At 65.9% G+C, this 26,899-nt stretch carries 29 protein-coding genes; 7 read left to right on the top strand and 22 right to left on the bottom strand.

Annotated features, from left to right (window positions below):
• The 8 genes from JHC57_RS11765 to JHC57_RS11730 form a co-directional block, all read right to left on the bottom strand.
• Window positions 1–1,072 (bottom strand): cysteine desulfurase (locus tag JHC57_RS11765; protein WP_294030204.1); only part of this gene is annotated, 1,072 nt, incomplete at its 3' end.
• Window positions 1,069–1,800 carry a SufD family Fe-S cluster assembly protein gene (locus JHC57_RS11760; protein ID WP_294030203.1) on the bottom strand — a complete coding sequence of 244 codons (732 nt, stop codon included), beginning with the start codon at window positions 1,798–1,800 and terminating at the stop codon, window positions 1,069–1,071. The genes JHC57_RS11765 and JHC57_RS11760, both read right to left, overlap by 4 nt.
• Complete coding sequence (gene sufC, locus JHC57_RS11755; protein ID WP_294030207.1) at window positions 1,797–2,540, bottom strand: Fe-S cluster assembly ATPase SufC; 744 nt, start codon at window positions 2,538–2,540, stop codon at window positions 1,797–1,799. Before sufC ends, JHC57_RS11760 begins: the two co-directional genes overlap by 4 nt.
• Complete coding sequence (locus tag JHC57_RS11750; RefSeq protein ID WP_294030202.1) at window positions 2,527–2,754, bottom strand: hypothetical protein; 228 nt, start codon at window positions 2,752–2,754, stop codon at window positions 2,527–2,529. Before JHC57_RS11750 ends, sufC begins: the two co-directional genes overlap by 14 nt.
• Complete coding sequence (gene sufB, locus JHC57_RS11745) at window positions 2,751–4,238, bottom strand: Fe-S cluster assembly protein SufB (RefSeq protein ID WP_294030201.1); 1,488 nt, start codon at window positions 4,236–4,238, stop codon at window positions 2,751–2,753. The genes JHC57_RS11750 and sufB overlap by 4 nt, the downstream gene beginning before the upstream one ends.
• On the bottom strand, window positions 4,235–4,696 hold the full coding sequence (locus JHC57_RS11740) for an SUF system Fe-S cluster assembly regulator (RefSeq protein WP_294030200.1): 462 nt from the start codon (window positions 4,694–4,696) through the stop codon (window positions 4,235–4,237). Before JHC57_RS11740 ends, sufB begins: the two co-directional genes overlap by 4 nt.
• A gap of 290 nt (window positions 4,697–4,986) precedes the next feature.
• Entirely contained in the window at window positions 4,987–5,874 is an 888-nt protein-coding gene (locus tag JHC57_RS11735) for a helix-turn-helix domain-containing protein (RefSeq protein WP_294030199.1), read from the bottom strand.
• 95 nt (window positions 5,875–5,969) lie between these two features.
• Entirely contained in the window at window positions 5,970–7,790 is a 1,821-nt protein-coding gene (locus JHC57_RS11730; protein ID WP_294030197.1) for a DUF885 family protein, read from the bottom strand.
• A 70-nt stretch (window positions 7,791–7,860) separates the two neighbouring features.
• On the opposite strand from JHC57_RS11730, the gene JHC57_RS11725 reads away from it, so the two are divergent.
• Genes JHC57_RS11725 through JHC57_RS11715 form a run of 3 tightly spaced genes read left to right on the top strand, consistent with a single transcriptional unit; the run spans window position 7,861 to window position 12,544 of the window.
• Window positions 7,861–8,931: a quinone-dependent dihydroorotate dehydrogenase gene (locus tag JHC57_RS11725; protein ID WP_294030196.1), complete on the top strand. Its 1,071-nt coding sequence runs from the start codon at window positions 7,861–7,863 to the stop codon at window positions 8,929–8,931.
• A 41-nt stretch (window positions 8,932–8,972) separates the two neighbouring features.
• Entirely contained in the window at window positions 8,973–10,664 is a 1,692-nt protein-coding gene (gene ggt, locus JHC57_RS11720; RefSeq protein WP_294030195.1) for a gamma-glutamyltransferase, read from the top strand.
• A gap of 50 nt (window positions 10,665–10,714) precedes the next feature.
• Window positions 10,715–12,544: a long-chain fatty acid--CoA ligase gene (locus JHC57_RS11715; RefSeq protein WP_294030194.1), complete on the top strand. Its 1,830-nt coding sequence runs from the start codon at window positions 10,715–10,717 to the stop codon at window positions 12,542–12,544.
• A gap of 104 nt (window positions 12,545–12,648) precedes the next feature.
• Here the strand turns inward: JHC57_RS11715 and JHC57_RS11710 are convergent, their stop codons facing one another.
• The 9 genes from JHC57_RS11710 to JHC57_RS11670 form a co-directional block, all read right to left on the bottom strand.
• Window positions 12,649–13,095 (bottom strand): hypothetical protein, encoded by a 447-nt coding sequence (locus JHC57_RS11710; protein ID WP_294030193.1) that lies wholly within the window; start codon window positions 13,093–13,095, stop codon window positions 12,649–12,651.
• A gap of 61 nt (window positions 13,096–13,156) precedes the next feature.
• Entirely contained in the window at window positions 13,157–13,897 is a 741-nt protein-coding gene (gene gloB, locus JHC57_RS11705) for a hydroxyacylglutathione hydrolase (protein WP_294030192.1), read from the bottom strand.
• 68 nt (window positions 13,898–13,965) lie between these two features.
• A complete protein-coding gene (locus JHC57_RS11700) occupies window positions 13,966–14,373 on the bottom strand; it encodes a VOC family protein (protein WP_294030191.1) in 408 nt (135 codons plus the stop codon).
• Window positions 14,374–14,383: 10 nt separating this feature from the next.
• Window positions 14,384–14,821, bottom strand: coding sequence for a VOC family protein (locus tag JHC57_RS11695; protein WP_294030190.1), 438 nt, complete (start codon window positions 14,819–14,821; stop codon window positions 14,384–14,386).
• Between the two features lie 9 nt (window positions 14,822–14,830).
• Window positions 14,831–15,268: a thioesterase family protein gene (locus tag JHC57_RS11690; RefSeq protein ID WP_294030189.1), complete on the bottom strand. Its 438-nt coding sequence runs from the start codon at window positions 15,266–15,268 to the stop codon at window positions 14,831–14,833.
• Window positions 15,269–15,277: 9 nt separating this feature from the next.
• Window positions 15,278–16,042, bottom strand: a complete 765-nt coding sequence (locus JHC57_RS11685; protein WP_294030206.1) for an alpha/beta hydrolase — start codon at window positions 16,040–16,042, stop codon at window positions 15,278–15,280.
• Entirely contained in the window at window positions 16,039–16,293 is a 255-nt protein-coding gene (locus JHC57_RS11680) for a DUF6356 family protein (protein WP_294030188.1), read from the bottom strand. The genes JHC57_RS11685 and JHC57_RS11680 overlap by 4 nt, the downstream gene beginning before the upstream one ends.
• A 69-nt stretch (window positions 16,294–16,362) precedes the next feature.
• Complete coding sequence (locus JHC57_RS11675) at window positions 16,363–16,740, bottom strand: VOC family protein (RefSeq protein WP_294030187.1); 378 nt, start codon at window positions 16,738–16,740, stop codon at window positions 16,363–16,365.
• The gene (locus tag JHC57_RS11670) at window positions 16,737–17,159 is read right to left on the bottom strand and encodes a MerC family mercury resistance protein (RefSeq protein WP_294030185.1); all 423 of its coding nucleotides are present in this window, start codon (window positions 17,157–17,159) and stop codon (window positions 16,737–16,739) included. Before JHC57_RS11670 ends, JHC57_RS11675 begins: the two co-directional genes overlap by 4 nt.
• Window positions 17,160–17,304: 145 nt before the next feature.
• Between JHC57_RS11670 and thrS the strand changes: the two genes are divergently transcribed.
• Genes thrS through JHC57_RS11655 form a run of 3 tightly spaced genes read left to right on the top strand, consistent with a single transcriptional unit; the run spans window position 17,305 to window position 20,929 of the window.
• Entirely contained in the window at window positions 17,305–19,308 is a 2,004-nt protein-coding gene (gene thrS, locus JHC57_RS11665) for a threonine--tRNA ligase (RefSeq protein ID WP_294030184.1), read from the top strand.
• A 2-nt stretch (window positions 19,309–19,310) separates the two neighbouring features.
• Window positions 19,311–20,171 carry a metallophosphoesterase gene (locus tag JHC57_RS11660; RefSeq protein WP_294030183.1) on the top strand — a complete coding sequence of 287 codons (861 nt, stop codon included), beginning with the start codon at window positions 19,311–19,313 and terminating at the stop codon, window positions 20,169–20,171.
• On the top strand, window positions 20,168–20,929 hold the full coding sequence (locus JHC57_RS11655; protein ID WP_294030182.1) for a sulfite exporter TauE/SafE family protein: 762 nt from the start codon (window positions 20,168–20,170) through the stop codon (window positions 20,927–20,929). Before JHC57_RS11660 ends, JHC57_RS11655 begins: the two co-directional genes overlap by 4 nt.
• On the opposite strand, the gene JHC57_RS11650 is transcribed toward JHC57_RS11655, so the two are convergent.
• The gene (locus JHC57_RS11650; RefSeq protein ID WP_294030181.1) at window positions 20,926–23,427 is read right to left on the bottom strand and encodes an FtsX-like permease family protein; all 2,502 of its coding nucleotides are present in this window, start codon (window positions 23,425–23,427) and stop codon (window positions 20,926–20,928) included. The two genes, JHC57_RS11655 and JHC57_RS11650, sit on opposite strands and share 4 nt — an antisense overlap.
• Entirely contained in the window at window positions 23,428–24,099 is a 672-nt protein-coding gene (locus JHC57_RS11645; protein WP_294030179.1) for an ATP-binding cassette domain-containing protein, read from the bottom strand.
• A gap of 47 nt (window positions 24,100–24,146) precedes the next feature.
• Here JHC57_RS11645 and JHC57_RS11640 point away from each other — a divergent pair, with 47 nt between their 5' ends.
• Window positions 24,147–24,860 (top strand): arylesterase, encoded by a 714-nt coding sequence (locus JHC57_RS11640; RefSeq protein WP_294030178.1) that lies wholly within the window; start codon window positions 24,147–24,149, stop codon window positions 24,858–24,860.
• On the opposite strand, the gene JHC57_RS11635 is transcribed toward JHC57_RS11640, so the two are convergent.
• The 3 genes from JHC57_RS11635 to rlmN all read right to left on the bottom strand — a co-directional run.
• Window positions 24,857–25,180: a YnfA family protein gene (locus tag JHC57_RS11635; RefSeq protein WP_294030177.1), complete on the bottom strand. Its 324-nt coding sequence runs from the start codon at window positions 25,178–25,180 to the stop codon at window positions 24,857–24,859. The two genes, JHC57_RS11640 and JHC57_RS11635, sit on opposite strands and share 4 nt — an antisense overlap.
• A gap of 86 nt (window positions 25,181–25,266) precedes the next feature.
• Window positions 25,267–25,719: an outer membrane protein gene (locus JHC57_RS11630; protein ID WP_294030176.1), complete on the bottom strand. Its 453-nt coding sequence runs from the start codon at window positions 25,717–25,719 to the stop codon at window positions 25,267–25,269.
• A 227-nt stretch (window positions 25,720–25,946) separates the two neighbouring features.
• The coding region (gene rlmN, locus JHC57_RS11625; RefSeq protein WP_294030175.1) for a 23S rRNA (adenine(2503)-C(2))-methyltransferase RlmN at window positions 25,947–26,899 on the bottom strand (953 nt) is incomplete at its 5' end.

Raw genomic sequence — 26,899 nt, 5'->3', positions numbered from 1 at the left:
GCTCCATCAGCGGCTGCGCGCAATGGTGCCCGGCGCGGATCGCGACCCCGCTTTCGTCCAAGATAGTGCCGATGTCGTGCGGATGAACCCCCGCCATCGCGAAACTGACGATTCCGGCGCTGTCGTCAGGGCCGAAAAGCGTGATGCTGTTCTTGCGCGCGAGCGCTTCGCGCAGGTTGCCGACAAGCGCGCATTCATGCGCGTGGATCGCATCGATTCCTACGCCCGAGACATAGTCGACCGCCGCCGCGAGCCCGATCGCCTCGATAATCGCGGGAGTGCCCGCCTCGAAGCGCGTGGGGGCGGGGGCATAGGTCGTCTTCTCGAACGTCACGCGATCGATCATCGATCCGCCGCCCTGCCACGGCGGCAGCGTGTCGAGCTTGTCGCTCCACAAAACGCCGACGCCGGTGGGGCCGTAGAGCTTGTGCCCCGAGAAGGCATAATAATCGCAGCCGAGCGCCGCGACGTCGACCGGAAGCCGCGGCATGGCCTGACAGCCGTCGACCAGCAGCTCCGCACCGACGCGGTGCGCCAGTTCGGCTGCGCGCGCGACGTCGAGCGGGCTGCCGAGCACGTTCGAGACATGTGCGAAGGCGACCATCGTGTGTTCGCTGGTGAGCAGCTTTTCGGCGGCGTCGAGGTCGATGCGCCCGTCTTCGGTCAGCGGGCAAACATCGACCTGCCAGCCGGCAAGCTGCCACGGCACGATATTGCTGTGATGCTCGAGCACCGACAGCAGCACGCGGCCCTTCTTCGGGTGCGAATAGGCAACGAGGTTGATCGCCTCGGTCGCGCCGCGCACGAACGCGACCTGCTCTTCCTTCGCGCCGATAAACGCCGCGATCCGCCGCCGCGCCGCTTCATAGGCGAGCGTCATGTCGGCCGAGCGGGCATAAACGCCGCGATGCACCGTCGCATAGTCGCGCCCCATCGCGTTCACCGTCGCGTCGATCACCGCCTGCGGCTTCTGCGCCGTCGCGGCGGTATCGAGATAGTGCCAGCCGGGCGTCAGACCGGGGAAGTCGGCGCGGACGTCGGGGAAGGTGCGGAGGGCGGTCGCGGTGCTCACACCAGTTCCCCCAGCTTCGCGAGCGCCAGCGCCTGCAACTGCTCCTCATCCTCGGCGCCGTCGAACACGCCGGCGACGAACGCCTGCAGCAGCAGCTTCTTCGCCTCGGCCGGCGGCAGGCCCCGCGACTGGAGGTAATAGAGCACTTGTCCGTCGAGTTCGCCGATCGCGCAGCCATGCGCGCATTTGACGTCGTCGGCGAAGATTTCGAGTTCGGGCTTGGCGTTGGCGGTCGCGCTGCGATCGAGCAGCATCGCTTTCACATCCTGCTCGCTGTCGGTCTGCTGCGCATCGCGCGCGACCGCGACCTTGCCGAGATAGGTGCCGGTGGCGGTCCCGCCGAGCACCGAGCGCACCATCTGCCGCGATGTCGCGCCGGGTTCGGCATGGGTGACCGTGGTGACGATCTCGAGAGTCTGCGCGCCGCCGCCGATCTGCGCCGCGCCGAGATGGAAGTCGGCGCCCTCGTGCAGCGTCACATCGAGTTCGATGCGACCGTAAGCGCCGCCGATGTTGAGCACATGCAGCGACGCGGTCGCGCCCTTGCCGATGCTCATCTCGATCTGACGGATTGCGCCTTCATCCTGCACGATCGCGCGTTTGAAGTCGCCGCCCGCGGGCACGACGATGCTCTCGGGCGCGGGCAACGGCCATGCCGCGGTCACCGCGTCGATGTCGCTATACCGCCACGCTTCGTCGCGTCGGGTGGGAAGGGTGCTCACGCTCAAGCCGCGATCTCCGCATAGCCTTCGCGTTCGAGTTCGAGCGCCAGTTCGGGACCGCCGGACTTCACGATGCGGCCCGCCGCCAGCACATGCACGAAATCGGGCTGCACATAATCGAGCAGGCGCTGGTAATGGGTGATCAGCAACACCGCCTTGTCGGGACGCCGCATGATCGCATTGATCCCGTCGCCGACGACGCGCAGCGCGTCGATGTCGAGGCCGCTGTCGGTCTCGTCGAGGATCGCGAGCTTGGGACCCAGGATGCCCATCTGCACCATCTCGTTGCGTTTCTTCTCGCCGCCCGAAAAGCCGACGTTCACCGGGCGCTTGAGCATGTCCATGTCGAGCTTGAGCAGCCCCGCCTTCTCGCGCGCGAGCTTCAGGAAGTCGCCGCCCGACAGCGGCTCCTCACCGCGCGCCTTGCGCTGGGCGTTGAGGCTCTCGCGCAGGAACTGGACGTTCGACACGCCGGGAATCTCGACGGGGTACTGGAAGCCGAGGAACAGCCCGGCCGCCGCGCGCGCGTGCGGATCCATGTCGAGCAGATCCTGCCCTTCGAAGGTCGCCGACCCTTCCGTGACCTCATAGCCGGGGCGCCCGCCGAGGACATAGGACAGCGTCGACTTGCCCGCGCCATTGGGGCCCATGATCGCATGGATCTCACCCGCGTTGATGGCCAGCGAGAGGCCTTTGAGGATCGGCTTGTCGGCGACGGTGGCGTGGAGGTTGTCAATTTTGAGCATCATGATTCTTCAAAGAGTGGTTTAAAATTCGATTGGCGAGAAAGGTGCCGGCTATCGGACCCACCAGTGCGAGCCACTGAAGACCGACAAACCAAGTCTGCCCGGCCAAACCATGTTCGCCGGACGGATCAAAATACGCTTCGCCGATCAGGAAGAAGCCTAGGCAAGCAAGACTCCACGCAATCACGGCGATTACGGTCAAGCGTTCCTTCATCCAACGGACCCCTCAAGGCTGATCCCCAGCAATTTCTGCGCCTCGACCGCGAACTCCATCGGCAGTTGCTGCAGCACTTCCTTGGCAAAGCCGTTGACGATCAGCGCCACCGCCTCTTCCTGCCCCAGCCCGCGCTGCATCGCGTAGAAAAGCTGGTCGTCGCTGATCTTGCTCGTCGTCGCTTCATGCTCGACGGTCGCCGTGGGATTGCGGACTTCGATGTAAGGGACGGTGTGCGCGCCGCACGTGCTGCCCAGCAGCAGGCTGTCGCACTGGGTGAAGTTGCGCACGCCCTCGGCATTGGGCGCCACCCGCACGATGCCGCGATAGGTGTTGTTCGACTGGCCCGCGCTGATCCCCTTGGAAACGATGGTCGAGCGCGTGCGCTTGCCATTGTGGATCATCTTCGTGCCGGTGTCGGCCTGCTGGAAATTGTTGGTGACCGCGACCGAATAGAATTCGCCGACGCTGTCGTCGCCGTTCAGCACGCAGCTCGGATATTTCCAGGTGATCGCCGAGCCGGTCTCGACCTGCGTCCACGACACCTTGCTGCGCTTGCCTTGGCAGAGCGCGCGCTTGGTCACGAAATTATAGATGCCGCCGAGGCCCTCGGCGTTGCCGGGGTACCAGTTCTGGACGGTCGAATATTTGATCTCGGCATCGTCCAATGCGACCAGTTCGACCACCGCGGCGTGAAGCTGGTTCTCGTCGCGCATCGGCGCGGTGCAGCCTTCGAGGTAGGAGACGTAGGCGCCCCTGTCGGCGATGATCAAGGTCCGCTCGAACTGCCCCGTATTCTCGGCATTGATGCGGAAATAGGTGGAAAGCTCCATCGGGCAGCGCACGCCCTCGGGTACATAGACGAACGTCCCGTCCGAGAAGACCGCGCAGTTCAATGTCGCAAAATAATTGTCGTGCATCGGCACGACCTTGCCGAGCCACTTCTTCACCAGCTCGGGATATTCGCGGATCGCCTCGCTGATCGAGAGGAAGATCACGCCGGCGCGCTTCAATTCCTCGCGGAAGGTCGTCGCGACGCTGACGCTGTCGAACACCGCGTCGACCGCGACCTTGCGCGCGCCCTCGACGCCCGCGAGCACCTTCTGCTCCTCGATCGGGATGCCGAGCTTTTTGTAGACCTCGAGGATTTCGGCGTCGACCTCGTCGAGCGACGACAGTTTCGGCTTCGCCTTGGGCGCCGCATAATAATAGGCGTCCTGATAGTCGATCGGCGGGACGTTGAGCTTCGCCCAATCGGGGGTCTCCATCGTCTGCCAGTGGCGGAACGCCTTCAGCCGCCAGTCGAGCATCCATTCGGGCTCGTTCTTCTTTGCCGAGATGAAGCGGACCGTATCCTCGGTCAGCCCTTTGGGTGCGAAGTCGGTCTCGATCGCCGAAGACCAGCCATGCTCATAATCGGCGACTTTCGCCGCGGCGTCGTGCGCGGCCTGATCCTTGACGGGGGTATCGGTGCTGTCGGTCATATTCTGATCTCGTCGCCGGCCATTGCGGGTGCGGGCTTGGTGAATGTCGGTTTCGGCGCCGCGGCGAGGCTCGCCAAGCTGATCTCCGCCAGCGCTCCGCGCACCGCGCCGTTCACGACGCCCCAGTGCGGCTGCACCTTGCAGCTTCCTTCGAGCGAGCAATCATGGCGGCCTTCGGCGACGCAGGCGGTGAGGGCGATCGGTCCTTCGACCGCTTCGATGATATCGGCGACGCTGATCGCCGCCGCGGGCCGTGCAAGCCGGACTCCGCCGCCGCTGCCGCGCGAGGCAACGAGCAGGCCCGCGCGCGCGAGCCCGCTCACCAGCTTTTGCGCGGTCGGCCCCGGGATGCCCGTCTGCTCGGCGAGCATGCCGGCGTGAATCGGCACCGACCCGCACTGGCGGGCGGCGGCGCTCATCAGCACCACGGCATAATCGGCAAGGTTCGACAGGCGCATATAATTTTCCGTCGCAATTGCGAACGATTCTTAACTGGAGTAAATTACTCCACTTACATAGGGGGTCGGCCCATGCGGTGCAAGATCGAAGCCGCCCGCATAGCTTTGCGGCCAAAAAAAAGGCACCCATCCGGCCGAAGCCAAATGAGTGCCAAGATGAAGGTCTCAAGTCCTCGTCAGAGGATGAGCTCTTCTGGGTCGCAGGGGTGAATTATGCCCCCGCGATGATTCGCGATTGGATGAAAACGCCAAAACGACGGGACAGATAATTTTCGAAGGTTAACGGCGGCTCAGGTCTCGGAGACGAGCGGGCTGACCTTGCCGGCAAGCTGCTTGCGGCCCTTGGTCGTCGCCTCGGTATAGCTTGTCGGCTTGCCGAGCTGGCCGGGAGTCGCTCCCGCGAAGCGCTTGATCTCGCGGATCAGGTGCGACTGGTCGTAAAAGGCATCGCCGAGCTGCGTCGCGTCCAGCCCTTCGCCGCGGGCCAGCGCCGAGGCGGCGCGCACCGCGCGATATTTGCGCGCGAGCATGCGCGGCGACAGGCCGTAATAATGCTTCGTCATCCGCTCGACCGAGCGGATCGACATGCCGGTCGCCTCGACCAGTTCGGGTACTTGCGGCGAGGGCGACGCGGTCAGCCAGCCGTCGACGGTACGGATGAACCACATCGGGGCGGGCTCGTTCCGCTTGAGCACCTCGCGCGCGAAATTATTGCCGATGACCAGCTTTTCCTCGACCGTCGCGGCCCTTTCGAGCGCGGCCGCGACCTCGTCGATCCACGGCCCGAACAGGTCGGCGGCGTCCATCGCGCGATCGGTCAGCTTGTCGGCGTCGTCGCCCATCAGCGCCGCCCAGCCCGCGGGCAGCATGCCAAAGCCGAACAATTGCGCCGGGCAGTTGCTGATCGCGCGGACGCGCGCGCTGGTCGGGCCGATGATGTTCGCGCGGCAGACGGTCGAGCTGTGGCCGTCCTCGAACATATATTCGCCGTCGGCATTCGTCACGAAACGGAATTGCGGGCGGTCGGCTCGTTCATATTCGTCGAAACGCGGCATGTTGAGCCGCGCGAAATAAAAGCTCGACACCATCTCCGCCAGATCGGGATCGGGCGGGAAATAATGCAGCTCGAACGGCGCACTGCCGTCCACGCCTGCCGGCGAGGAAGTAGTTTGCGACATGGACCCAGACCCCGACAGCCTTTTGCAGCTGCCTTCTTATGCGACCAGTCATTTGCCTTTCGGCAGCGCCCGTCAAGCGGGAATCGTCAATTTGCTTAACCCTTTTGCGCGGCAATCCACGCATCGACGCGCCGTTCGAGCACGTCGAGGGGTACCGGCCCCGATTCGAGCACGACGTCATGAAAGGTACGGAAGTCGAACCTGTCGCCGAGCGCGGTCTGCGCACGGCCGCGCAGCTCCATGATCTTGAGCTTGCCGATGAGGTAGGCGGTCGCCTGTCCCGGATAGACGATGTAGCGTTCGATTGCCTTTTCGATGTCGCCGTCGGGGTTGGGCGTATTGTCCTTCAGATACCGGATCGCCTGTTCCCGGCTCCACCTCTTGTCGTGGATGCCGGTATCGACGACGAGGCGGCACGCGCGCCACAGCTCCATGCCCAGCCGGCCGAAATCGCTGTAGGGATCGGTATAGAAGCCCATGTCCTTGGCGAGTTCCTCGGTATAGAGGCCCCAGCCCTCGGTATAGGCGGTGAAGCCGCCGAAGCGGCGGAACGGCGGCAGCCCGGTCAGCTCGGTCTGAACCGCGCGCTGGAGATGATGGCCCGGAATGCCCTCATGATAGGCGAGCGCCTCGAGTTCGGTCTTCGACATGTCGCGCAGGTCGTAAAGGTTCACATAATAGGTGCCCGGGCGCGATCCGTCGGGCGACGGTGACTGGTAAAAGGCCTTGCCCGCCGACTTCTCGCGGAACGCCTCGACCGCCTTCACCTGCAGATGCGCCTTGGGCAGCGTGTTGAAGAAGGCGGGCAGCCGCGCTTCCATCGCCTTCACTTTGGCATCGACGTCCGCGAGATAGGCCTCGCGGGTCGTGTAATAATATTGCGGGCTTGTCCGCAGGTGCGCGAAAAACTCCTGGAGCGTGCCCTTGAAGCCGACCTTCGCCATGATCGCCTTCATCTCGCCATGGATGCGCGCGACTTCGGCGAGGCCCAGATCGTGGATTTGCGCCGCGGTCATGTCGGTCGTCGTGTAATTGGCGAGCAGCGCCTCATAATAGGCCTTGCCGTCAGGCAGGCGCCAGATGCCGTCCTGCGTCGGTGCGCTGGCCTGCTGGCGCTTCATCTCGGTGAGCAGGCGGCCATAGGCGGGACCCGCGCTTTCGGCCCAAGCGGCTTTCGCCGACGCGATCAGCCGCGCCTTTTCCGTCGCATCGATATCGAGCTTGCCAACCTTTGCCGTGATATCCTCGATCACGGCATTGTCGGGTTTCCGAAGGTTCTCGATGTCGGAGACCAGATAGGCATAGACCCATTTCGGGGGCTGGACGCCGTTCTTCGCACGCTCTGCCGATTGCGCCGACAGCGCATCGAGCACGGAACCCAGGCCGCGGATTCGTTCGACATAGGCCTCGGCCTCGGCGGCGTTCGCGACGCGGTGGATATTGATCAGAAAGGCCGGCAGCTGGCTCTGCGCGCCGTTCATCTGGTCGAAGACATAGCCATGGTTGCGGTAGGGGAACAGGCGCGCGGCGCGCGCCGCCTGCGCATTGAACAGCTCGAACGAAAGCGCGTCATCGGCCGACATGGTTTTCGGATCGAAGCTACCGCGCATGGCTTCCGCCGTGGCCTGCTGCAGCTTCTGGCTCGCGACGGCGGCCTCGTCGCTGACGTCGTTCCATTTGCCATAATCGGCGTCGCGGATGCCGCGATAGGCCTTGCCCTGCGGGCTGAGCGAAAGCTGCGCTGCGTCGTAATTTTCGAAGAATTGCGCGAGATCGGCCCCGGCGGGCGCGGCTTCGGGGGCGGGAGCCGGTGTGATGGTGGCGGGCGCATCCTGCACGGCGGCCGGGGCGCAACCCGCGACGGCGAGCAGCGCGAGGCCGGTGGACAGGCGAGCGAGGATGCGAAGGTGCGACACGATTTTCTCCCGGTTTTTCCGATGCGCCGGGGCTTGCCATAGGCCTCCGCTCGGCGCAATGGCGTGCGCCATGTCGCTCTTCGCATCGCTCGCCGATACCGCCTATGCGCTCGTTCGCCCGGTCGTTCACGCCACCGACGGCGAAGCCGCGCATAACCTCACGCTCAGCGCGCTCCAGCCGCTTCCCCGCGCGCGCCGCGCGCTGACCAGCCTGGCGCTTGCGACCGAACTCGCGGGCCTGAAATTCCCGAACCCCGTCGGTCTCGCCCCGGGCTTCGACAAGGATGCGCGCGTCGCGCATGCGATGCCGCATTTCGGCTTCGGCTTCGTCGAGGTCGGCACGCTGACCCCGCTGCCGCAGGAGGGCAATCCGCGTCCGCGGCTGTTCCGGCTGGTCGAGGATGGCGCGGTGATCAACCGCATGGGGTTCAACAATGGCGGACAGGCGAGGGCGGCCGAACGCATCGCGTGCCTTCGGCGCTATGGGCTGCCGGTGCCGCTCGGCATCAATATCGGCGCGAACAAGGACAGCGCCGACCGCATCGCCGACTATGCGAAGGGTACCGCCGCGATGGCGCCGCTCGCCGATTATCTGACGGTGAATATCTCGTCGCCGAACACGCCCGGCCTCCGCGCCTTGCAGGACAAGGGCGCGCTCGAAGCGTTGCTCGACGGGGTCGCCGCGGCGCAGCCTGCGGGCGGCGCCAAGCCGGTGTTCCTGAAGGTCGCGCCCGACCTCGAACCCGCCGACATCGACGATATCGTCGCCGTTGCGTTCGACAAGGGACTGGCGGCGGTCATCGTCTCGAACACCACGATCGTGCGGCCCGCGCTCGCATCGCGCCACGCTGGCGAAGCCGGCGGCCTCTCGGGCGCACCGCTCGCCGGACTGGCGCTGCAACGCGTCCGCGATTTCCACGGCGCCAGCGGTGGCAAGCTCCCGCTCGTCGCGGCGGGCGGCATCGCGTCGGCCGAACAGGCGTGGGATCGCATCCGCGCGGGCGCCAGCCTTGTCCAGATCTATTCGGCGATGGTCTATGAGGGCCCCGGCCTCGCGGGCCGGATCGCGCACGGCCTCGAAACGCTCGCCGCGCGCGATGGCTTCGCGCGCGTGGCCGATGCGGTGGGCACGGCGCACTGACGGGGTTGCGCTGACCCGAGGCGCGCGCCAATGTCGCGCCCATGCTGAAAAGATTCCTCCCGCTCGCCGCCCTTCTTTCCCTCACCGTCTCCTCGCCCGCGCTCGCGCAGGGCGTCACCTCGTCCGCCGATCCGCGCGCGACCGAGGCGGGACGCGAGATTTTGCACGAAGGCGGGACCGCCGCCGACGCCGCGATCGCGATGGTCGCGGTGCTGACGCTGGTCGAACCGCAGTCGAGCGGGATCGGCGGCGGCGGCTTCATGGTGCATCATAACGCCAAGGACGGCAGCATCTCGACGATCGACGGCCGCGAAATGGCGCCTGCGGCGGCAAAACCCGATCGTTTCCTCGGCCCCGACGGCAAGGCGCGCGGCTATATGGACGTCATCCCCGGCGGGCTGTCGGTCGGCGTCCCCGGCAATGTGCGGCTGATGGAAATGGCGCACAAAAAATGGGGCAAGCTCGAATGGAAGGCGCTGTTCCAGCCCGCGATCAAGCTCGCCGAGGAAGGCTTCATCGTCACCCCCGCGCTCAACAACTGGCTCGTCGAGTTCGAACCGATGTGGAAGGAATTCCCGGCACCGCAGGCGATCTACTATGTCGACGGCAAGCCGGCCCCGGTCGGCACGCGGATCAGGAATCCCGCCTATGCCAGGCTGCTGCGCGAGATCGCGGCGCGCGGCCCCGACGCTTTCTACACCGGCGCCAATGCCAAGGCGATCAGCGATGCCGTCGCCAATGCCCCGCGCCACCCGAGCCAGCTCACGGTCAAGGACATCGCCGCCTATAAGGCGAAGGAGCGCCCGGCGGTCTGCACCACCTACCGCATCTACAAGGTGTGCGGCATGGGGCCGCCCTCGTCGGGTGCGACCACCGTCTTCGGCATCCTCGGCATGATCGAAGGCTGGGACATGAAGGCGATGGGCAAGGATAATCCGATGAGCTGGCACCTGCTCTCGGAGGCGATGCAGCTCGCCTATGCCGACCGCGCCGCCTATCTCGGCGACGGCGATTTCGTCGACGTTCCGGTGAAGGGCCTGCTCGACAAGAGCTATCTCGGTCAGCGCCGCCAGCTGATCTCGCCCTATCGCGCCGCCGGCACCTACGAACCCGGCACACCGCCGGGCGCAAAGCCGCGCACCGCCGCGCCGCCGGTCGAGGAGCAGGGGACGACGCATTTCGTCACCGCCGACAAGGACGGCAACCTCGTCTCGATGACCTCGACGATCGAGAGCATCTTCGGCAGCCAGCTGATGGCGAACGGCTATTTCCTCAACAACGAACTCACCGATTTCGATCTCGCGCCGACCGAGGGCGGGCTGCCGACCGCGAACCGCGTCGAAGCGGGCAAGCGCCCGCTCTCCTCGATGTCGCCGACGGTCGTCTACGGTCCCGACGGCAAGGTCGTGCTCGCGGTCGGCTCGGCGGGCGGCAAGCGGATCATCATGCATGTGACCAAGGTGCTGGTCGGCGTGCTCGACTGGGGTCTCGATGCCAAGCAGGCGATGGAGCTTCCGAACCTCTTCTTCGGCCGCGACGGCGTGCTGATCGAGAATAACGAGGAGGGCAAGGCGATCGCCGCGAAGATGAAACCTTTCGGCTACAGCTTCACCGCGACCAGCCTCGGCTCGAAGCTCAACGCGGTCGAGCGCACCGCTGCGGGCTGGCGCGGCGCCGCCGATCCGCGCGGTCCCGGCAGCTCGTCGATCGACGGCGCGCCGGCGCAGAATTGAACCAACGATAACAGAACAGAAACAACGAAATCTCCCTGGAGAGAGGCAGAATGAAGCTCGTAAACCCCCAGCTCGATCATTTTCCGAGTCTGGTCGCGATGTTTTTCGACCGTGCGGGGCGCGGCGGCGAAGACCCGTTCCTGTGGCGCAAGGCCGATCGCGCCTGGCAGCCGCTGAGCTGGCGGCAGGTCGCCAATCAGGTATCGGCGCTTGCGCACAATCTGCGCGAGCTGGGCCTGAAGGAAGGCGACCGCGTCGTGCTGGTCAGCGAGAACCGCCCCGAATGGTGCATCGCCGACCTCGGTATCATGGCCGCGGGCTGCATCACCGTGCCGACCTACACGACCAACACCGAACGCGACCACCAGCATATCCTCGACAACAGCGGCGCGAAGGCGGTGATCGTCTCGACCGCGAAGCTCGCGCGGACGCTGATGCCGGCGGTGATGCGCTCCGAGGCGCATATCGTCATCACGATGGAAAGCCTGCGCGTCGGCCAGCAGGGCGAAGTGTCGATCCACGACTGGGCGCCGCTCGTCGAGGGCGGCGAGGCGTGGGTCGAGGAGACCAAGGCGCGCGGCCTTGGCGTCAAGCGCGAGGACACCGCCTGCCTCATCTACACCAGCGGCACCGGCGGTGCGCCGCGCGGGGTGATGCAGCATCATGGCGCCATCCTGCACAATGCGGCGGGTGCCGCCGAAGTGCTCGTCAACGATTTCGGGATCGGCGACGAGGAAGTGTTCCTCTCGTTCCTGCCCCTCAGCCACGCCTATGAACATTCGGGCGGCCAGTTCCTGCCGATCATGGTCGGCGCGCAAATCTATTACAGCGAAGGGCTCGAAAAGCTCGTCTCGAATATCGAGGAAACGCGCCCGACGATCATGGTCGTCGTGCCGCGCCTGTTCGAGGTGATCCGCGCGCGGATGATCAAGTCGGTCGAGAAGCAGGGCAAGCTCGCCAACTGGATGCTGAACCAGGCGCTGCGCATCGGCGAAAAGGATTATGAGCGCCGCATGGGGGTGCTCGATCGGCCGGTCGACCTCATCCTCGACAAATTGTTCCGCCCCAGGATCGGCAAGCGTTTCGGCGGACGGATGAAGGCGCTGGTGTCGGGCGGCGCGCCGCTCAATCCCGAGATCGGCGTATTCTTCCACTCGATCGGACTGACCCTGCTCCAGGGCTATGGCCAGACCGAGGCGGGGCCGGTGATCAGCTGCAACCGCCCCAGCGCCGGGATCAAGATGGACACGGTCGGCCCGCCGCTGATGAACACCGAAGTGCGCATCGCCGACGATGGCGAAATCCTCGTGCGCGGCGAACTCGTCATGAAGGGATACTGGCGCAACAAGGCGGAGACCGAGCGCGTACTGATCCCCGACGCTTCCGATCCGGAGGCGGGCCCCTGGCTCCACACCGGCGATATCGGGCATATCGACGGGCAAGGCCGCATCGTCATCACCGACCGCAAGAAGGATCTGATCGTCAACGACAAGGGCGACAATGTCTCGCCGCAGCGCGTCGAGGGCATGCTGACGCTCCAGCCCGAGATTTTGCAGGCGATGGTCTATGGCGACAAGCGTCCGCACCTCGTCGGCATCCTCGTTCCCGATCCCGAATGGGCGGCCGAATGGGCCGAGGCCGAGGGATTGCCCAAGGATCTGAAGCTGCTGCGCGAGCACGAGAAATTCCGCGCCGCGCTGCGCGCCGCGGTCGACCGCGTCAATGGCCAGCTTTCGGTGATCGAGAAGGTGCGCAAGTTCGACTTCGCCGACGAAGCCTTCACGATCGAGAACGAGCAGATGACGCCGTCGATGAAGATTCGCCGCCACATCCTGAAACAGGTGTACGGGGACAAGATCGCGGCGCTCTACAAGACGTGACCATCGCCCGCATCAGCGGGGCGGGCATTTCATCCGGTGCAGGCGGGGTTGCGACCCGAAGAGCTCGGCGCAAACCGGGCCCCGCCTGCGGCTGAACCCTCGGGTCAGCCCGCGTCCCCCTCCGGTTTGCGATAGGGGACGAATTCGCCAAAAACACATGTCGGCCCGCGAATTCCGCTCGACCGGTCGACCAGGTGGAAGAAATCGCCTTCGCAGGTCGACGACCCGAACTGGCGTACTACCATGATATCGCTGTCGCGCGCGAGTCCGGGACAACTGCCCTTGAGATCATTGCGATACACGAGGTTGCTGCCCGAACGATAGAGCAGGATACTGTCCGAAACGCGGATCGTTTCGTTGGTGCGATAGCTCGGCAAGCACTTCATCGGTTCGCCCGGAACCTTGCCCGCGAGTTGCTTGTCGAGCCGCTCGGCCTGTTTCGGTGTCAGCGCGGCCGCGCCCGGCTCGCCCGATCCGGCGGGCGCACAGCTGGCAACCAGCGGCACGGCCGCGGTCAACAGCGCGGCGGCCATCGGGTTCAGCTTCGCCATCAAATTGCTCCTTGTGATCGGCCATGATGGCCCTTGCAGATGAATAGGGGCTGAAGCGGCGTCATGCCGCGTCCTTGAGCGCGCGGATCCGGCCCAGTTCGGCGGCATCGGGCGCGCGCAGGAAAGGGTTGGTGGCGCGCTCCTCGCCGATGCTCGTCGGCACGGTGGCCTCGCCTGCCGCGCGTGCCGCCTCGACCGCCGCGAGCCGCGCGGCGAGGGCTTCATTGTCGGGCTCGACCGTCACCGCGAAGCGCGCGTTCGACAGCGTATATTCGTGCGCGCAATAGACTCGCGTCGCATCGTCGAGCGTGCCGAGTTTCTGCATGTTGGCGAACATCTGCTCGGCGGTGCCTTCGAACAACCGGCCGCAACCCATCGCGAACATCGTGTCGCCGACGAAGATCGCTGCGTCCTCCGCGAAATGATACGCGATATGCCCGGCGGTGTGTGCGGGTACGTCCCAGACGTCGGCGACATGATTGCCGAGCCGAACCCGGTCGCCGCCCTTCACCTGCACGTCGAGCGTCGGGATGCGCGCATATTCGGCCGCCGGCCCGGTGATCGTGCAGCCGCCCCATTCCTTGGCTGCTTCCTTGATCGCCGCGTTGCCGCCGGTGTGGTCGGGGTGCCAGTGGGTGTTCCAGATATCGGTGATCGTCCAGCCGCGCTCTGCGGCGGCGGCAAGCACGGGATCGGCAACCGCAGGGTCGACGACCATCGTCGTGCTGCTTTCGGGATCATGGACCAGCCACACATAATTGTCGCTGAGGACGGGAATACGGACGATGTCCAGCGCAGCCATATGATCTCCTTTCCAGCGTCTCGCCCCTTCAAGACGGAGCGGCGGCGCCGGGGCCTTGGTTCGCCTGTTCAGGTCAGAAGGGCGTCATAACCCTGCGCGTTGAACTCGATCAGGCAGAATCCGTTGCCGAAGGGATCGGCGAACATCGCCTGTCTGCCATAGGGCAGGTCCAATGTCTCGCCTTCCTGCACGGCGCCGGCGGCCAAGGCCTGCGCGATCGCGCTATCGAGCTCGTCGACGGAAAAGTCGGGATGCACCGGCGTCCAGTGCCGGTTGTAGCGGCGGAAATCGCCGCCGTCGGGGCCGATCATCGATCCCGCGGGTTTCGCGACGAGATAGATGGGCGCCTCGCACCCGGTCAGTTCGACGATATCGTCGTCGAACCGCCGGGCGGCGGTCAGCCCCAGCGCATCGGTGTAGAAACGCTCACCGGCAGCGAGGTCGGGCACGTCGATATTGATCAACAGGCCCGGCATCGCGCGGCTCCTACCAGGCGCCTGTGTTGGGCATCGAGGCCCAAGGCTCTTGCGGCGGCAGGTGGCCTTCCTGCAGCAGCTCGACCGAAATGCCGTCGGGCGACCGCACGAACGCCATATGGCCGTCGCGCGGCGGGCGGTTGATCGTGACCCCTGCGTCCATCAGCCGCTGGCACGTCGCATAGATGTCGTCGACACGATATGCCAGATGCCCGAAATTGCGGCCGCCGCTATATTCTTCGGGTGCGCTGCCGTCCGCCGGAGGCCAGTTATAGGTCAGCTCGACCTCGGCCAAATCGCCCTGTCCGGGCGCGGCGAGGAAGATGAGGGTGAAGCGACCACCCTCATTGTCGAAACGCCGCGTTTCCTCGAGCCCGATCAGCTTGAAGAATTCGACGGTGGCGTCGGGATCCGACACGCGGATCATCGTGTGAAGATATCTGGTCATGCGCCTATATTAGGCGCGAAGGGGGCGATCTTCAAACGCTTCGAACAGGGATACGAATGCATCGGGCACCGGAGCCGGCGCGCCCTGCGCCTCGGCGACGTGGACGTTGATGAGCTGTCCGCTCGCGCGCAGGTCGTCCTTGCCCGCGCCGTGCAGCTCGAACAGGAAGGTCATCGAACTTTTGCCGACGCGCGAAGCGTGCACGCAAATGTCGATTTCCTCGTCGAGCAGGATCGGCACCTTGTAATCGACCTCGGCGCGCGCGACGTGAAACTCTGGGCTGCTATTGGCGGGCCACTGGTCGTAAACTCCGGCGGCGCGCCAGTATTCGGTGATCCCGATATCGAAATATTCGAGGTAACGGCTGTTGAATACAACGGCTTGGGCATCGATTTCCGCATAGCGGACGCGCTTCCTGACGCTGAATTTGAAATCGCTGCGAGCCATGATGTTCCTCTAGTTTGTTGCGAGCCGCTCGACCGTGTCGACCAGCAGCGCGATGTCGGTATCGCGCGACAGCCGGTGGTCGCCGCCCTTGACCAGCGTTACCTGCACATCGTCGCTCGCGAGCGCGGCCGACAGGCGCAGGCTGATTGCGGACGGCACATCGCCATCTTCTTCGCCGTGAAGCAGGCGCACGGGGCAGGCGAGGGGGATTTCACTATCGAGCAGCCGGTTGGCTTCGCCCGACTGAAAGAAACCGCGCGTCGTCACATAGGGCTGGTCGCTGTACGGTGTTTCCTCGACCAGCGCCCCCTCGGCAAGGATGATCGCCTTCTCGGCGTCGCTGAAACCCCAGTCGGTGAAATCGGGCGCCGCCGCAATGCCGACGAGCCCCGCCACCCGGCCCGGTCCGTCGCGCTGCACCAGCGCCAAGGCGGTGAGCAGCATCAGCCATCCGCCCATCGAAGACCCGACGATGACGACCGGTCCCTCGGCCTTCGCATCGATCAGGTCGAGAACGTCGCCGCGCCAGTCGAGCAAGGTCTGGTCGGCGAACAGTCCGTCCGACAGCCCGCAGCCGGCATAGTCGAGCAGCAGGCAGGCGTGACCCTCGGCTGCGGCCCAGTCGAACAGCGCGGTCGCCTTGCCGCCGGCCATGTCGGACATATAGCCCGGCAGGAAGACGATCGTCGGGCCAGTGCCCGGCATGTGACGAAAGGCGAGCCGCGGGCGGCCCGGACGGTCGAGATAATCGGGGGCGATGTCCACCGGGATCAGATGACCCAGTCGATCGTGCTCATCTGCATCACGGCCTGCCCCTTGGCGCGCCGCTGTTCGACCATGATCTTGTTGAGTCGCTGGATCGTGTCGCTGCCCGTCGTGATGCACCAGCCGGGAACGACGGCATGAACCAGCGCGCACAGGCCGCCATAGATCATCGTCACGCCGAATTTCGACGCGACGCCGAAATGCTCGATGTAATTCTCATCGACGCTCTTCGGGTGGTCGACGAACAGGCGCTTGAACATGGATGGGCTCCTTTCCGGCTGTCGCCGCCCTAGCGGCGGCGGGCGAGTCCCGCAAGGTCGGCGCGGCGCTCAGCCGATCAACCGGCTCGGCCAGCCGATGCGGACCAGCGTCTCGTCGGGGTCGGACAGCGCGAACTCGTACATGCCCCACGGTTTGTGCGTCGGTGCTTTCACCGGACCGAGGATCGCATCGCGAACGCGCTCGGCCAGTTCGTCGACGCGCTCGCTATAGAGATACAGGCCAAAGGGATTCTGGTCGCGCTCGGGCCAGGTCGGACCCGATTCATTGGTCAGGTGAAGCTGCCACCCCTTGCCGTCTTCGAGCAGGCGATAGCTGCCATGATCGCTGACCACCGACAGGCCGAGCCTTTCATAGAAGGCGGTGCTGGCGTCGAGGTCGCTGCACGGCAGGATCGCGGCGATATGATGGCGGGGTGCGTCGGTCATTCGGGCAGCTTATGCCAGCCGGCACGGTGGCGCCAGCGCCAGTTGACGAGATGGGCAGCGGCAAGCGCGAGCGCACCGGCCGAGGTCAGCAGCCGGTCGGCCATCCCGGGATCGGCGGCGGCGATCCAGCCTTCATGTGCCGACAGCCCGAGCGCGAGCAGGCCGAGCCCCGCGACCGCCAGCATCGCGGGTGCTACCCGCCGATGCCGCCTCCAACCATCGCGCATCGCGATCACCGCCGCGGGAAGCGCCAGCAGCAGGATCGCCGCATGAACCCCCTCGGGCAGCGCGATCCAGCGGCTGAGCGCGGGCGCGAGCAGCAGGGCGAGCGGCAGCGTGAGGCAATGGATCAGGCAGGTCAGCGACAGGACGAGTCCGGTCAGGTCGGCAAGGCGCGGGCGCGCGGCGGGAAGGCACATCGGGTTTCTTTCGCGGGAGGGGTTCGCGCACCCAGATAATGATACATTATCTCATTGCAAGTCTGTTGTGAATCCGCCCCTTGCCGCCCATATCGCATGCTGGCAAAGGAGCCCGGCAATTTTGCGCAGAAAGGCTATAGTTTCGATGTCCCAGATGATCCGTGTCACCCTTCCCGATGGCTCTGCCCGTGAAGTCGTGCGCGGCACTACCGCGGCCGAGATCGCGGCCGACATCGGACCCGGCCTCGCCAAGGCCGCGCTCGCTGCCAGGATCGACGGCGAATTGCGCGATATCATGCGCCCACTGGAGGAAGACACGAACCTTGCGCTGGTGACGAGCCGCGACGAGGCCGACGCGCTCGAACTCTTCCGCCACGACTATGCCCACGTCCTCGCCGAGGCGGTGCAGAACCTCTTTCCCGGCACGCAGATCACGTTCGGCCCCTCGACGGGCGACGGCTTCTATTACGACTTCGCGCCGACTGCCGAGCATGGCCCGTTCCGCGACGACGAACTGCCGCTGATCGAGGAGGAGATGCGCAAGATCATCGCCGCCGACCTCCCGCTCACGCGCGAAGTGTGGGAACGCGACAAGCTGATCGCCAAGTGGCAGGCCGAGGGCGAGACGTTCAAGGCCGAATGGGCCGCCGAACTGCCGCAAGGCGAGGAACTCACCGTCTATCGCAGCGGTGAGGGCTGGATGGACATGTGCCGCGGCCCGCACCTCGCCTCGACGGGCAAGCTCGACCCGACGGCGTTCAAGCTGACGCGCGTATCGGGCGCCTATTGGCGCGGCGACCAGAAGAATGCGCAGCTTTCGCGCATCTACGGCACCGGCTGGCTCAACAGGAAGCAGCTTGCCGAGCATCTCGTCCGGCTGGAGGAGGCCGCCAAGCGCGACCACCGCAAGATCGGCCGCGAGATGGACCTCTTCCACCTGCAGGAGGAAGCGCATGGCAGCGTCTTCTGGCACCCCAAGGGCTATCGCATCTACCGCGAGCTCGAGGCCTATATGCGCCGCGCGATCGACGGCGCCGCCTATCAGGAGGTCAAGACCCCGCAGGTGATGGACGCCCGGCAGTGGGAACAGTCGGGCCACTGGGGCAAATATCGCGAGAATATGTTCGTCATTCCCGACGAGGTGCCGAATATCGAGGATGATGGCCCGATCGTCTCCGACGATGCCGAGTGGATGGCGCTCAAGCCGATGAACTGTCCCGCGCATGTGCTGATCTTCCGTCAGGGCATGAAGTCCTATCGCGACCTGCCGCTGCGCATGGCCGAAATGGGCTGCTGCCACCGCAACGAGCCGCATGGCGCGCTGCACGGCATCATGCGCGTGCGCCAGTTCACGCAGGACGATGGCCATATCTTCTGCCGCGAGGACCAGATCGTCGAGGAAGTGCGCGCCTTCTGCCAACTGCTCGACCGCGTCTACCGCGAGCTCGGGTTCGAAAAATATGCGGTGAAGCTCGCGCTGCGCCCCGAAAAGCGCTTCGGCACCGAAGAGATGTGGGACAAGGCCGAAGCCGAGCTTCGCGAAGCCGTCGCACGCGCGGGCATGGCGAACGACGATTATGGCTGGGAAGAATTGCCGGGCGAGGGCGCTTTCTATGCACCCAAGCTCGAATTCCACCTGACCGACGCGATCGGCCGGACGTGGCAGTGCGGGACGATCCAGTCCGACCGCGTGATGCCCGAGCGCCTCGACGCGTCCTATATCGGCGAGGATGGCGAGCGCCACCGCCCGGTGATGCTCCACCGCGCGATCCTCGGCACCTATGAGCGTTTCATCGGTATCCTGATCGAGCATTTCGCCGGCCGCTTCCCGACCTGGCTCGCCCCGGTCCAGGCGGTGGTCGCCACGATCGTCAGCGACGCCGACGATTATGCGAAGGATGCGGTGGCGCGGCTCACCGCGGCGGGCATCCGCGTCGACAGCGACCTGCGCAACGAGAAGATCAACTACAAGGTGCGCGAACACAGCCTCGCCAAGGTCCCCTATCTCCTCGTCGTCGGCAAACGCGAGGCGGAGGAAGGCACTGTCGCGATCCGCACGCTCGGGCAGGACGGCCAGCGCGTCATGCCGCTCGCCGACGCGATCGCGATGCTGAAGGCTGAGGCGACCCCGCCCGACCTGCGCGATTGAGCGTGAAAGAGAAGCGTCGCGCGCACCGGCGCCTGCGCTGGCTGTTCCTGCTGGCGCTCGTCGGCGCGGCGCTTCTTGCCCGGGGCTATTGGAACGCGACGCGCGATCCGGTGATCCGGACCGCGAGCGTGGAGGTTGGTGACTGGCCGGCGGGGCAGCCGCCGCTCAGGATTCTGCTGATCTCGGACACGCATGTCGCGGGTCCCGATATGCCGCCCGCGCGGCTGGCGCGGATCGTCGGCGAGCTAAACCGGCTGAAACCCGATCTCGTGCTGATCGCGGGCGACCTCGTCAGCGAAAGACGCGGGGCGACGCATATCTACACGCCTGCCGAGGTGGTCGCGCCACTGGGCGGATTGCGCGCACCGCTGGGTGTCGTCGTCGCGCCCGGCAATCACGACCATTGGTTCAGGCCCGATGCCTTGCGCGGCGAACTCGAAAAGCGCGGATTGCACGTCCTCCAGAATGAAGCCGTCAAGCTCGGCCCGCTGATCGTCGGCGGGGTCGATGACGATTATTCGGGGCACGACGATGTGCCCGCGACGTTCGCCGCGATGGACCGGCTGGGTCCCGGGGTGCCGCTGCTGCTGACGCACAGCCCCGACATCGTCCCCGACCTGCCGCGCCCCATTGCCGCGGTTTTCGCGGGGCATACGCATTGCGGCCAGATCCGCTTTCCCTTCATCGGTGCGCTGACCTATGTCTCGCGTTATGGCGACCGTTTCGCGTGCGGCGACATCGACGACGATGGCCAGCGCGTCTTCGTCGGTGCGGGGCTGGGGACCAGCCTCCTGCCGCTTCGTTACCTCACACCGCCCGACGCGTGGATGATCACGCTGAAACCGAAAGAGTCGCGCCCATGATCGATATCCAGCACCTCGTCGGCGTCGCCCCGCTGACGCTCGCCGGCGCGGCCGCCATGACCTTCGGCGCCGCCTATGTGCGCGGGCTGACCGGGTTCGGCATGGCGATCATCCTCGTGCCGCTGCTCGGCCTCCTGATTCCGCCGGGCGAGGCGGTGGTGATGGGGATATTGCTGCAACTGCTGATCGGGCCCGTCGGCATCGGGCATATCATGGCCGACGCCGACCGCGAGACCGCGCTTCCGATCGGTCTCGCGGCGATGGCGACGACGCCGGTCGGAATGTATGCGCTCGACCTGACGCCCGCCGATATCGCGCGATTATTGATCACGCTCGCCGCCGTCGGTGCCTTCGTTGCGGTCCTCCTGCCCAAAAAGCCCGAGGGGCATCGCCCAGGGAGGCTCGCCGTTGCGGGGACGGGCATAACGTCGGGCATTCTCACCGGCTTTGCCGCGATGCCCGGGCCTCCCGTCGTGCCCTTTTACCTGCGACGCCGCATCGACCCGAAAGTGGCGCGCGCGTCGATGCTGATGATCTTCTTCATGACCGCCATCGCCGGGACGCTCGCTTCCTTGTGGCTGGGCATCGCCACCTGGCGGCTGTTCCTGATGGCGATCATCCTCTTCCTCCCCATGTGGTTCGGAAATTATTTCGGCGCGCGCGCTTTCGGCCGCGTCCCGCAGCACATCTGGCAGGCGATGGTTGCGGTCGTGCTCGGCGTTGCGGCGGTGTCGGCGGTGGTGCGCCTGTTGAACTAGAGGCTGCGCAGCGCCTGCGCGGGTTTCGCCGACAGCAAGGGCCAGCTTCCCGCGATCCCGATCAGGAACGACAGGCCCGCGCCGCCGAGCAAAGTCAGCCCGACGATCAGCGGGTCGGGCGCGAAGTCGAAGTCGAACAATTGGGTCACGACATACCAGGCGCCCGCGAGGCCGAGACCGAGCGCGAGTAGCGCGAGGATCGCCGCGAGCACCGCATATTCCATCCCCTGCGCGCCGAGAATCTGGCCGCGCGTGGCGCCGAGCAGTTTCAGGATGACGCTGTCATAGACGCGCCGTTCGCGGCTCGCGGCGATCGCGCCGATCAGCACCGCGATGCCGGCGAGGATCGCGATGCTTGCCGCCGCGGCAATCGCCTGGCTCATCTGCGTGAGCAGGGTCGTGACCTGCGACACGACATCGCGCACCGCGATCAGCGAGGCCGAAGGGAAGGCGCGCGGGATGCTGCGCGACAGGTCTGTCTCGGCTTCGGGCCCGACCGCGACCGTCGCGACCATGTTGTGCGGCGCCGCATCGAAGGTGCCGGGCGAGAAGACGAGCACATAATTGAGTCCGAAATTGTCCCAGTTGACGGTGCGGAACGATGCGACCTTCGCCTGCACCTCGACCCCCAGCACATTGACCGACAGCGTATCTCCGATCTTGAGCCCGAGCGAGGCCGCAACCTCCTGTTCGACGCTGACCAGCGGCGGCCCCTTGTAATCGGCCGCCCACCACTGGCCGTCGACGAGCTCGCTGCCGTTGGGCAGCACGGGACTGTAGGTCAGCCCGCGGTCGCCGCGCAGCACCCACGCGCCCTCGGGCAGTTCAGCGAGTTCGTCGACGCGCTGGCCGGCGAACTCGGTGACGCTGCCGCGCAGCGCCGGGATCATGTTGATCTCGGCCTTGGGATCGGCCGCCGTGACCATCGTCCGGAAGCGCGCGGTCTCCGTGCGCGGCACGTCGAGCACGAAGAAGCTCGGCGCGCGCTGCGGCACGGTCGACCGGATTTCGGCGGTGATGCTCGTCTGGATCGCCGCGAGCGTCACGAACAGCGTGAGGCCCAGCCCGAGCGCGACGACCAGCGCGCCGGTCGCGGCGCCGGGGCGGTGCAGGTTCGCGAGCGCGAGGCGGAAGAGCGGGCGTTTGGGACGCGGCAGGCGGCTCGCGGTCCGGCGCACCAGCCAGCCAAGCCCGACGAGGATAAGCAGCAGCCCGATCGCGGCGCCGATAAAACCGATTGCGAAGAGCGGCTCACGCGCGGTGCCGACCGCGAGGGCGATGATCGCGGCAAGCGCCGCGGCGACCGCGATGATCGTCTGCCGGTCGATCCGCGCCGCGCCGCTCACCGTCGCACGATAGAGCCCGGCGGCGGGGACGTGCCGGGTCGCCGCAAGCGGGGGCAGGGCAAAGGCGATCGCGATGAGCAAGCCATAGGCGGCGCTGACCGCGAGCGGCAGCGGGTAGATGGCGACTCCGGGTTTGACCGGCAGCACGTCGCCCGCAACCCAGCCGATGACGCCCGGCGCCAGCGCGCCGACGATCAGGCCCGCAATAATCGAGACCGCCGCGACCGCGAGGATTTGCAAGCCATAGATGCGGGCGACCGTAGCGCTGTCGGCGCCGAGCACCTTCAGTGTCGCAAGGCCGGGACGCTTGCCCGCGAGGTAGCTCGCGACGCCGTTGCCGACGCCGATGCCCGCGATCACCAGCGCCGCCAGCCCGACGAGCGACAGGAACTGCCCCATACGCTCGATGAAGCGCCGCGTGCCGGGTGCGCCGTTGCTGCTGTCGGTGATGTCCCAGCCCGCGTCGGGGAACTCGGCGGTCAGCGCCTTGCCGACCGCTTCGGGGTTCGCGCTGTCCGGAAGGCGGACGCGATATTTGCTTTCGTACAGGCTGCCGGGCTGGATGAGCTGCGTCGCGGGCAGGTCGGCCAGTCCGATGATCGCGACGGGGCCGAGCGTGAAGCCTTCGCCCAGCCGGTCGGGCTCCTCGGCGATCACGCCGTCGATCAGGAAGCCTTTTTCGCCGAACTTCACGCGCTCGCCGACCTTCAGGTCGAGCCGCGAGGCGAGATCCTTGCCGATCCAGATGCCGCCCGGCGGCGGCGGGCCCTGGCGCGCGCCGCTCTCCAGCCGCATCGTGCCATAGAGCGGGTAGGCGCTATCGACCGCCTTCAGCTCGGACAGCAAGGCCTCGCCATCGGGATCGTTCGCCATCGCGCGCAGCCGCACGGTGGCGGACGGCGTGCCGGCGCGGCGGAAACCCGCCATTTCCTCGGCCGTCGCTTCGCGCTGCGGCAGGCTGAATTCGACATCGCCGCCAAGGATCGTCTGCCCGCGCACTTCGAGTTCGGAGGTGATGCCGCGCGTCAGGCTGCCGATCGCCGCGAGCGTCGCGACGCCGAGGAACAGGCAGACGGCGAGGAGACGAAGCCCGCGGATGCGCGTTGCAAGGTCGCGGCGCGCGATCCGCCAGAGCGTGGCGAGCGGGAGCATTCAGGCGGCCCGCTCTTCGATCTTGCCGTCGTGCATCACGACGACGCGGTCGCAATGCTCGGCGAGTTCGGGGTCGTGGGTAATGATCAAAAGGGTGGCGCCGAGCGCGGCGCGGCGCGCGAAGATCAGTTCGATGATCGCTTGCCCGGTCGCGGTGTCGAGATTGCCCGTCGGTTCGTCGGCAAAGATGATTGCGGGCGAACTCGCCATCGCGCGTGCGATCGCGACGCGCTGCTGCTCGCCGCCCGAAAGCTGCGCGGGATAATGCGTCAGCCGGTGGCCGAGCCCGACGGCTTCGAGTTCGGCGGCGGCGCGGCCGAAGGGATCGGCGATGCCCGCCAGTTCGAGCGGCACCGCGACATTCTCGAGCGCGGTCATCGTCGGGAGAAGGTGGAAGGCCTGCAATACAATCCCGATCCGCCCGCGCCGCGCGCGCGCCAGATCATCCTCGTCCATCGTCGCAAAATCGAGCCCGGCGACGTTGATGCTGCCGCCATTCGCGCGTTCGAGCCCGGCCAGAACCGCCATCAGCGAGCTTTTTCCCGATCCCGACGGCCCCAGCAGCGCGACCGATGTGCCAGCGTCGACTTCCAGATCGACGCCGTGCAAAATTTCGACGGGGGCCTTGTCGCTTCCGAGCGTGAGCGTCACATTACGGGCGGCGATCGCCACGTCCGGCGATTGTCGTTGGGCGTCGGGCAAGGAGAGGACCCTTTGAAATGAGAACGGCCGGATGGCGCTCTTTGCTGATATATGGTTGCGCGATCGCGCTTTGCCAACCGCTCGCCGCGTGCGGATCGGCGGAAAACCCGCCGGCTTCGACCAACGACAAGGTCGCGGCGAAGGCGGCGCCCGCAATCCCCGCCGACGCACCGCTCGTCATCGCCTTCGGTGACAGCCTCTACGCCGGCTACCAGCTCGGCCCGAAGGAAGGTCTTGCGCCGCAACTCCAGGCCGCGCTGACCGACGACGGCGTCGTCGCGCGTGTCCAGAATGCCGGCGTCTCGGGCGACACCACCGCCGCGGGGCGGCAGCGGCTGACCTATGTGCTCGACAATGCGAAGGCGAAGCCCGCGCTCGTCGTGCTGGGGCTCGGCGGCAACGACATGCTCCGCGGGATCGGCCCCGACCAGACGCGCGCCAATCTCGACGCGATGCTCGCCGAATTGAAGAAACGCGGGATTCCCGTGCTGCTTACCGGCATGATGGCGGCGCCGAACCTCGGCAGCGACTATGCGGGCAAGTTCAACCCCATCTATCCCGAGCTCGCGTCGAAATATGATGTCAGCTTCTACCCCTTCATCCTCGACAATGTCGTCACCGACAAGGCGCTGATGCTCGGCGACAATATGCATCCCAATGCCAAGGGGGTGAAGGTGGTAGCCGAAGGTTTGGCGCCGCTCGTCGAACAGGCGCTGCCCAACGCAGGCTAGCTCCCCCGCGGCCCGAACAATATGATCGCCGCGCCGCCGAAGCACACGGCGGCGCCGATCAGATCCCAGCGGTCGGGCTTCGCGCCCTCCACCGCCCACAGCCAGATCAGCGCCGAGACGATATAGACCCCCCCATAGGCGGCGTAGGTCCGCCCCGCATGCTCGGCATCGACCAGCGTCAGCAGCCACGCGAACAGCGCCAGCGAGGCCATTCCGGGCACCACCCACCAGACCGGCTTGTCCAGCCGCAGCCACGCCCAGAAGGCGAAGCAGCCCGCGATTTCCGCAAGCGCCGCGCCGATATATGCGAATGCCGTCATCGGCATACCGTGGCCGGATCGCGCACAAATGAAAAGGGGCGACCCGCGGGCCGCCCCTCTCTTTTCGTTTCGCTGTTCCGAACGGATCAGAAAGCGAAGCCGACGCCGACCGCGAAGGTGTCGAAATCGTCGAAGTTCTCGATGAACTGGTGACGATATTCGGCCTTGGCATAGACATTCTGGGTCAGCTTGTGCTGGTAGCCGGCACCGACATAGGGATCGTCGATCTGGCCGAAGGTGTAGCCGCCGTTGACATAAGCCTTGCCGTTGGCGCCGACCTTGGCACCCAGGCGGGCACCCGACGAGAACTGGACCTTGGCGCCGTCGACCAGCACCTTGTCGCCCGCGATTTCGGCGCCGGCGAACGCCGTCGAGCCGAGGTCGAAATCATAGCCGGCCGCGGCGCCAAGCGTGGCGTCGTCGAGGCCGCTGCCGGTGACATAGCCGCCGCGCACTTCGACGCGGGCTTCGCCCTGGGCCATGGCGGGGGTTGCAACGATGGCCGTCAGGAGAGCGGCTGCAACTGCGAATTTCTTCATGTTATTTTCCTTCTGCTTCTGGTCGGACAACGCCCTTTGGGTCGCGGCCCGGCCCCTAAATGGCGTTCGCGCCTGTCGCTTCAATGAATGGATCGTTCAGAATGTGACAATTTTCTTACCTGTGTTATTTTTACCACACGGTATAGAATAGCTATGCGAAATCACATCCGCGGAACCGCGGATTTCCGACGATAATTGTGGAAGGAGAAATCGGTGCGCGAGGGCGATCAGCCCAGCGCCGCCTGTTTTTCCTCGGCGATGCGGTCGAGTTCGGCGCGCGTCGGCTTGGTTGCGGCGCTCTTCAATTGCCCACACGCGGCCATGATGTCGCGCCCGCGCGGCGTGCGCACCGGGGCCGAGATGCCGGCCTTGAAAATCAGGTTGCTGAACGCGCGCACCCGCTCGGGGGTCGAGCATTCATAGGGCGCGCCGGGCCAGGGATTGAAGGGGATCAGATTGACCTTGGCGGGCAGACCATATTGCTTGATCAGCCGGACGAGCTCGCGCGCATCCGCATCGCTGTCATTCTTGTCCTTGAGCATCACATATTCGAAGGTGATGCGCCGGGCATTGTTCGCACCCGGATAATCCGCGCACGCCTGCAGCAGTTCCTCGATGCCATATTTGCGGTTGAGCGGCACGATCTCGTCGCGGATTTCCTTGGTCACCGCGTGGAGCGAGACCGCGAGATTGACCCCGATCTCGTCGCCCGCGCGCGCCATCATCGGCACGACGCCGCTGGTCGACAGCGTAATCCGGCGCTTGGACAAGGCGAGCCCGTCGCCGTCCATCACGATCTTCAGCGCGCCCTTGACCTCGTCGAAATTATAGAGCGGCTCGCCCATGCCCATCATCACGATGTTGGTGAGCATCCGGCCGTCGGCGGTATAATGCCCGGCCTCATCGTCAAAATCCTCGTCCTCGGGATCGGCGCCGAAGCCCGCCATCGTTCCCTTCGGCCATTCGCCGAGCGCATCGCGCGCGAGCAGTACCTGCCCGACGATCTCGCCTGCGCCGAGATTGCGGACGAGCCGCATCGTCCCGGTGTGGCAGAAGCGGCAATTGAGCGTACAGCCGACCTGGCTGGAAACACATAATGTCCCCCGATCGGCATCGGGAATGAACACCATCTCATATTCCTGGCCGTCGGCGGCGGCGAGCAGCCATTTGCGCGTGCCGT

Origin of the sequence: Sphingopyxis sp., assembly GCF_016463645.1 — a bacterium.
Lineage (GTDB): Bacteria > Pseudomonadota > Alphaproteobacteria > Sphingomonadales > Sphingomonadaceae > Sphingopyxis.
This window is presented reverse-complemented; position numbering and strand designations above follow the sequence as displayed.

Bases quoted from the DNA above. Each gene is read 5' to 3' on its own strand.
- sufB (WP_294030201.1), bottom strand. From the start codon at position 4,238: ATGACCGACAGCACCGATACCCCCGTCAAGGATCAGGCCGCGCACGAC.
- JHC57_RS11680 (WP_294030188.1), bottom strand. From the start codon at position 16,293: ATGTTCAAGCGCCTGTTCGTCGACCACCCGAAGAGCGTCGATGAGAAT.
- thrS (WP_294030184.1), top strand. From the start codon at position 17,305: ATGTCCCAGATGATCCGTGTCACCCTTCCCGATGGCTCTGCCCGTGAA.
- JHC57_RS11635 (WP_294030177.1), bottom strand. From the start codon at position 25,180: ATGACGGCATTCGCATATATCGGCGCGGCGCTTGCGGAAATCGCGGGC.
- JHC57_RS11725 (WP_294030196.1), top strand. From the start codon at position 7,861: ATGTCGCTCTTCGCATCGCTCGCCGATACCGCCTATGCGCTCGTTCGC.
- JHC57_RS11750 (WP_294030202.1), bottom strand. From the start codon at position 2,754: ATGAAGGAACGCTTGACCGTAATCGCCGTGATTGCGTGGAGTCTTGCT.
- JHC57_RS11710 (WP_294030193.1), bottom strand. From the start codon at position 13,095: ATGGCGAAGCTGAACCCGATGGCCGCCGCGCTGTTGACCGCGGCCGTG.
- JHC57_RS11655 (WP_294030182.1), top strand. From the start codon at position 20,168: ATGATCGATATCCAGCACCTCGTCGGCGTCGCCCCGCTGACGCTCGCC.
- sufC (WP_294030207.1), bottom strand. From the start codon at position 2,540: ATGCTCAAAATTGACAACCTCCACGCCACCGTCGCCGACAAGCCGATC.
- JHC57_RS11740 (WP_294030200.1), bottom strand. From the start codon at position 4,696: ATGCGCCTGTCGAACCTTGCCGATTATGCCGTGGTGCTGATGAGCGCC.
- gloB (WP_294030192.1), bottom strand. From the start codon at position 13,897: ATGGCTGCGCTGGACATCGTCCGTATTCCCGTCCTCAGCGACAATTAT.
- JHC57_RS11650 (WP_294030181.1), bottom strand. From the start codon at position 23,427: ATGCTCCCGCTCGCCACGCTCTGGCGGATCGCGCGCCGCGACCTTGCA.
- JHC57_RS11695 (WP_294030190.1), bottom strand. From the start codon at position 14,821: ATGACCAGATATCTTCACACGATGATCCGCGTGTCGGATCCCGACGCC.
- JHC57_RS11675 (WP_294030187.1), bottom strand. From the start codon at position 16,740: ATGACCGACGCACCCCGCCATCATATCGCCGCGATCCTGCCGTGCAGC.
- JHC57_RS11630 (WP_294030176.1), bottom strand. From the start codon at position 25,719: ATGAAGAAATTCGCAGTTGCAGCCGCTCTCCTGACGGCCATCGTTGCA.
- JHC57_RS11715 (WP_294030194.1), top strand. From the start codon at position 10,715: ATGAAGCTCGTAAACCCCCAGCTCGATCATTTTCCGAGTCTGGTCGCG.
- JHC57_RS11670 (WP_294030185.1), bottom strand. From the start codon at position 17,159: ATGTGCCTTCCCGCCGCGCGCCCGCGCCTTGCCGACCTGACCGGACTC.
- ggt (WP_294030195.1), top strand. From the start codon at position 8,973: ATGCTGAAAAGATTCCTCCCGCTCGCCGCCCTTCTTTCCCTCACCGTC.
- JHC57_RS11690 (WP_294030189.1), bottom strand. From the start codon at position 15,268: ATGGCTCGCAGCGATTTCAAATTCAGCGTCAGGAAGCGCGTCCGCTAT.
- JHC57_RS11640 (WP_294030178.1), top strand. From the start codon at position 24,147: ATGAGAACGGCCGGATGGCGCTCTTTGCTGATATATGGTTGCGCGATC.
- JHC57_RS11700 (WP_294030191.1), bottom strand. From the start codon at position 14,373: ATGCCGGGCCTGTTGATCAATATCGACGTGCCCGACCTCGCTGCCGGT.
- JHC57_RS11735 (WP_294030199.1), bottom strand. From the start codon at position 5,874: ATGTCGCAAACTACTTCCTCGCCGGCAGGCGTGGACGGCAGTGCGCCG.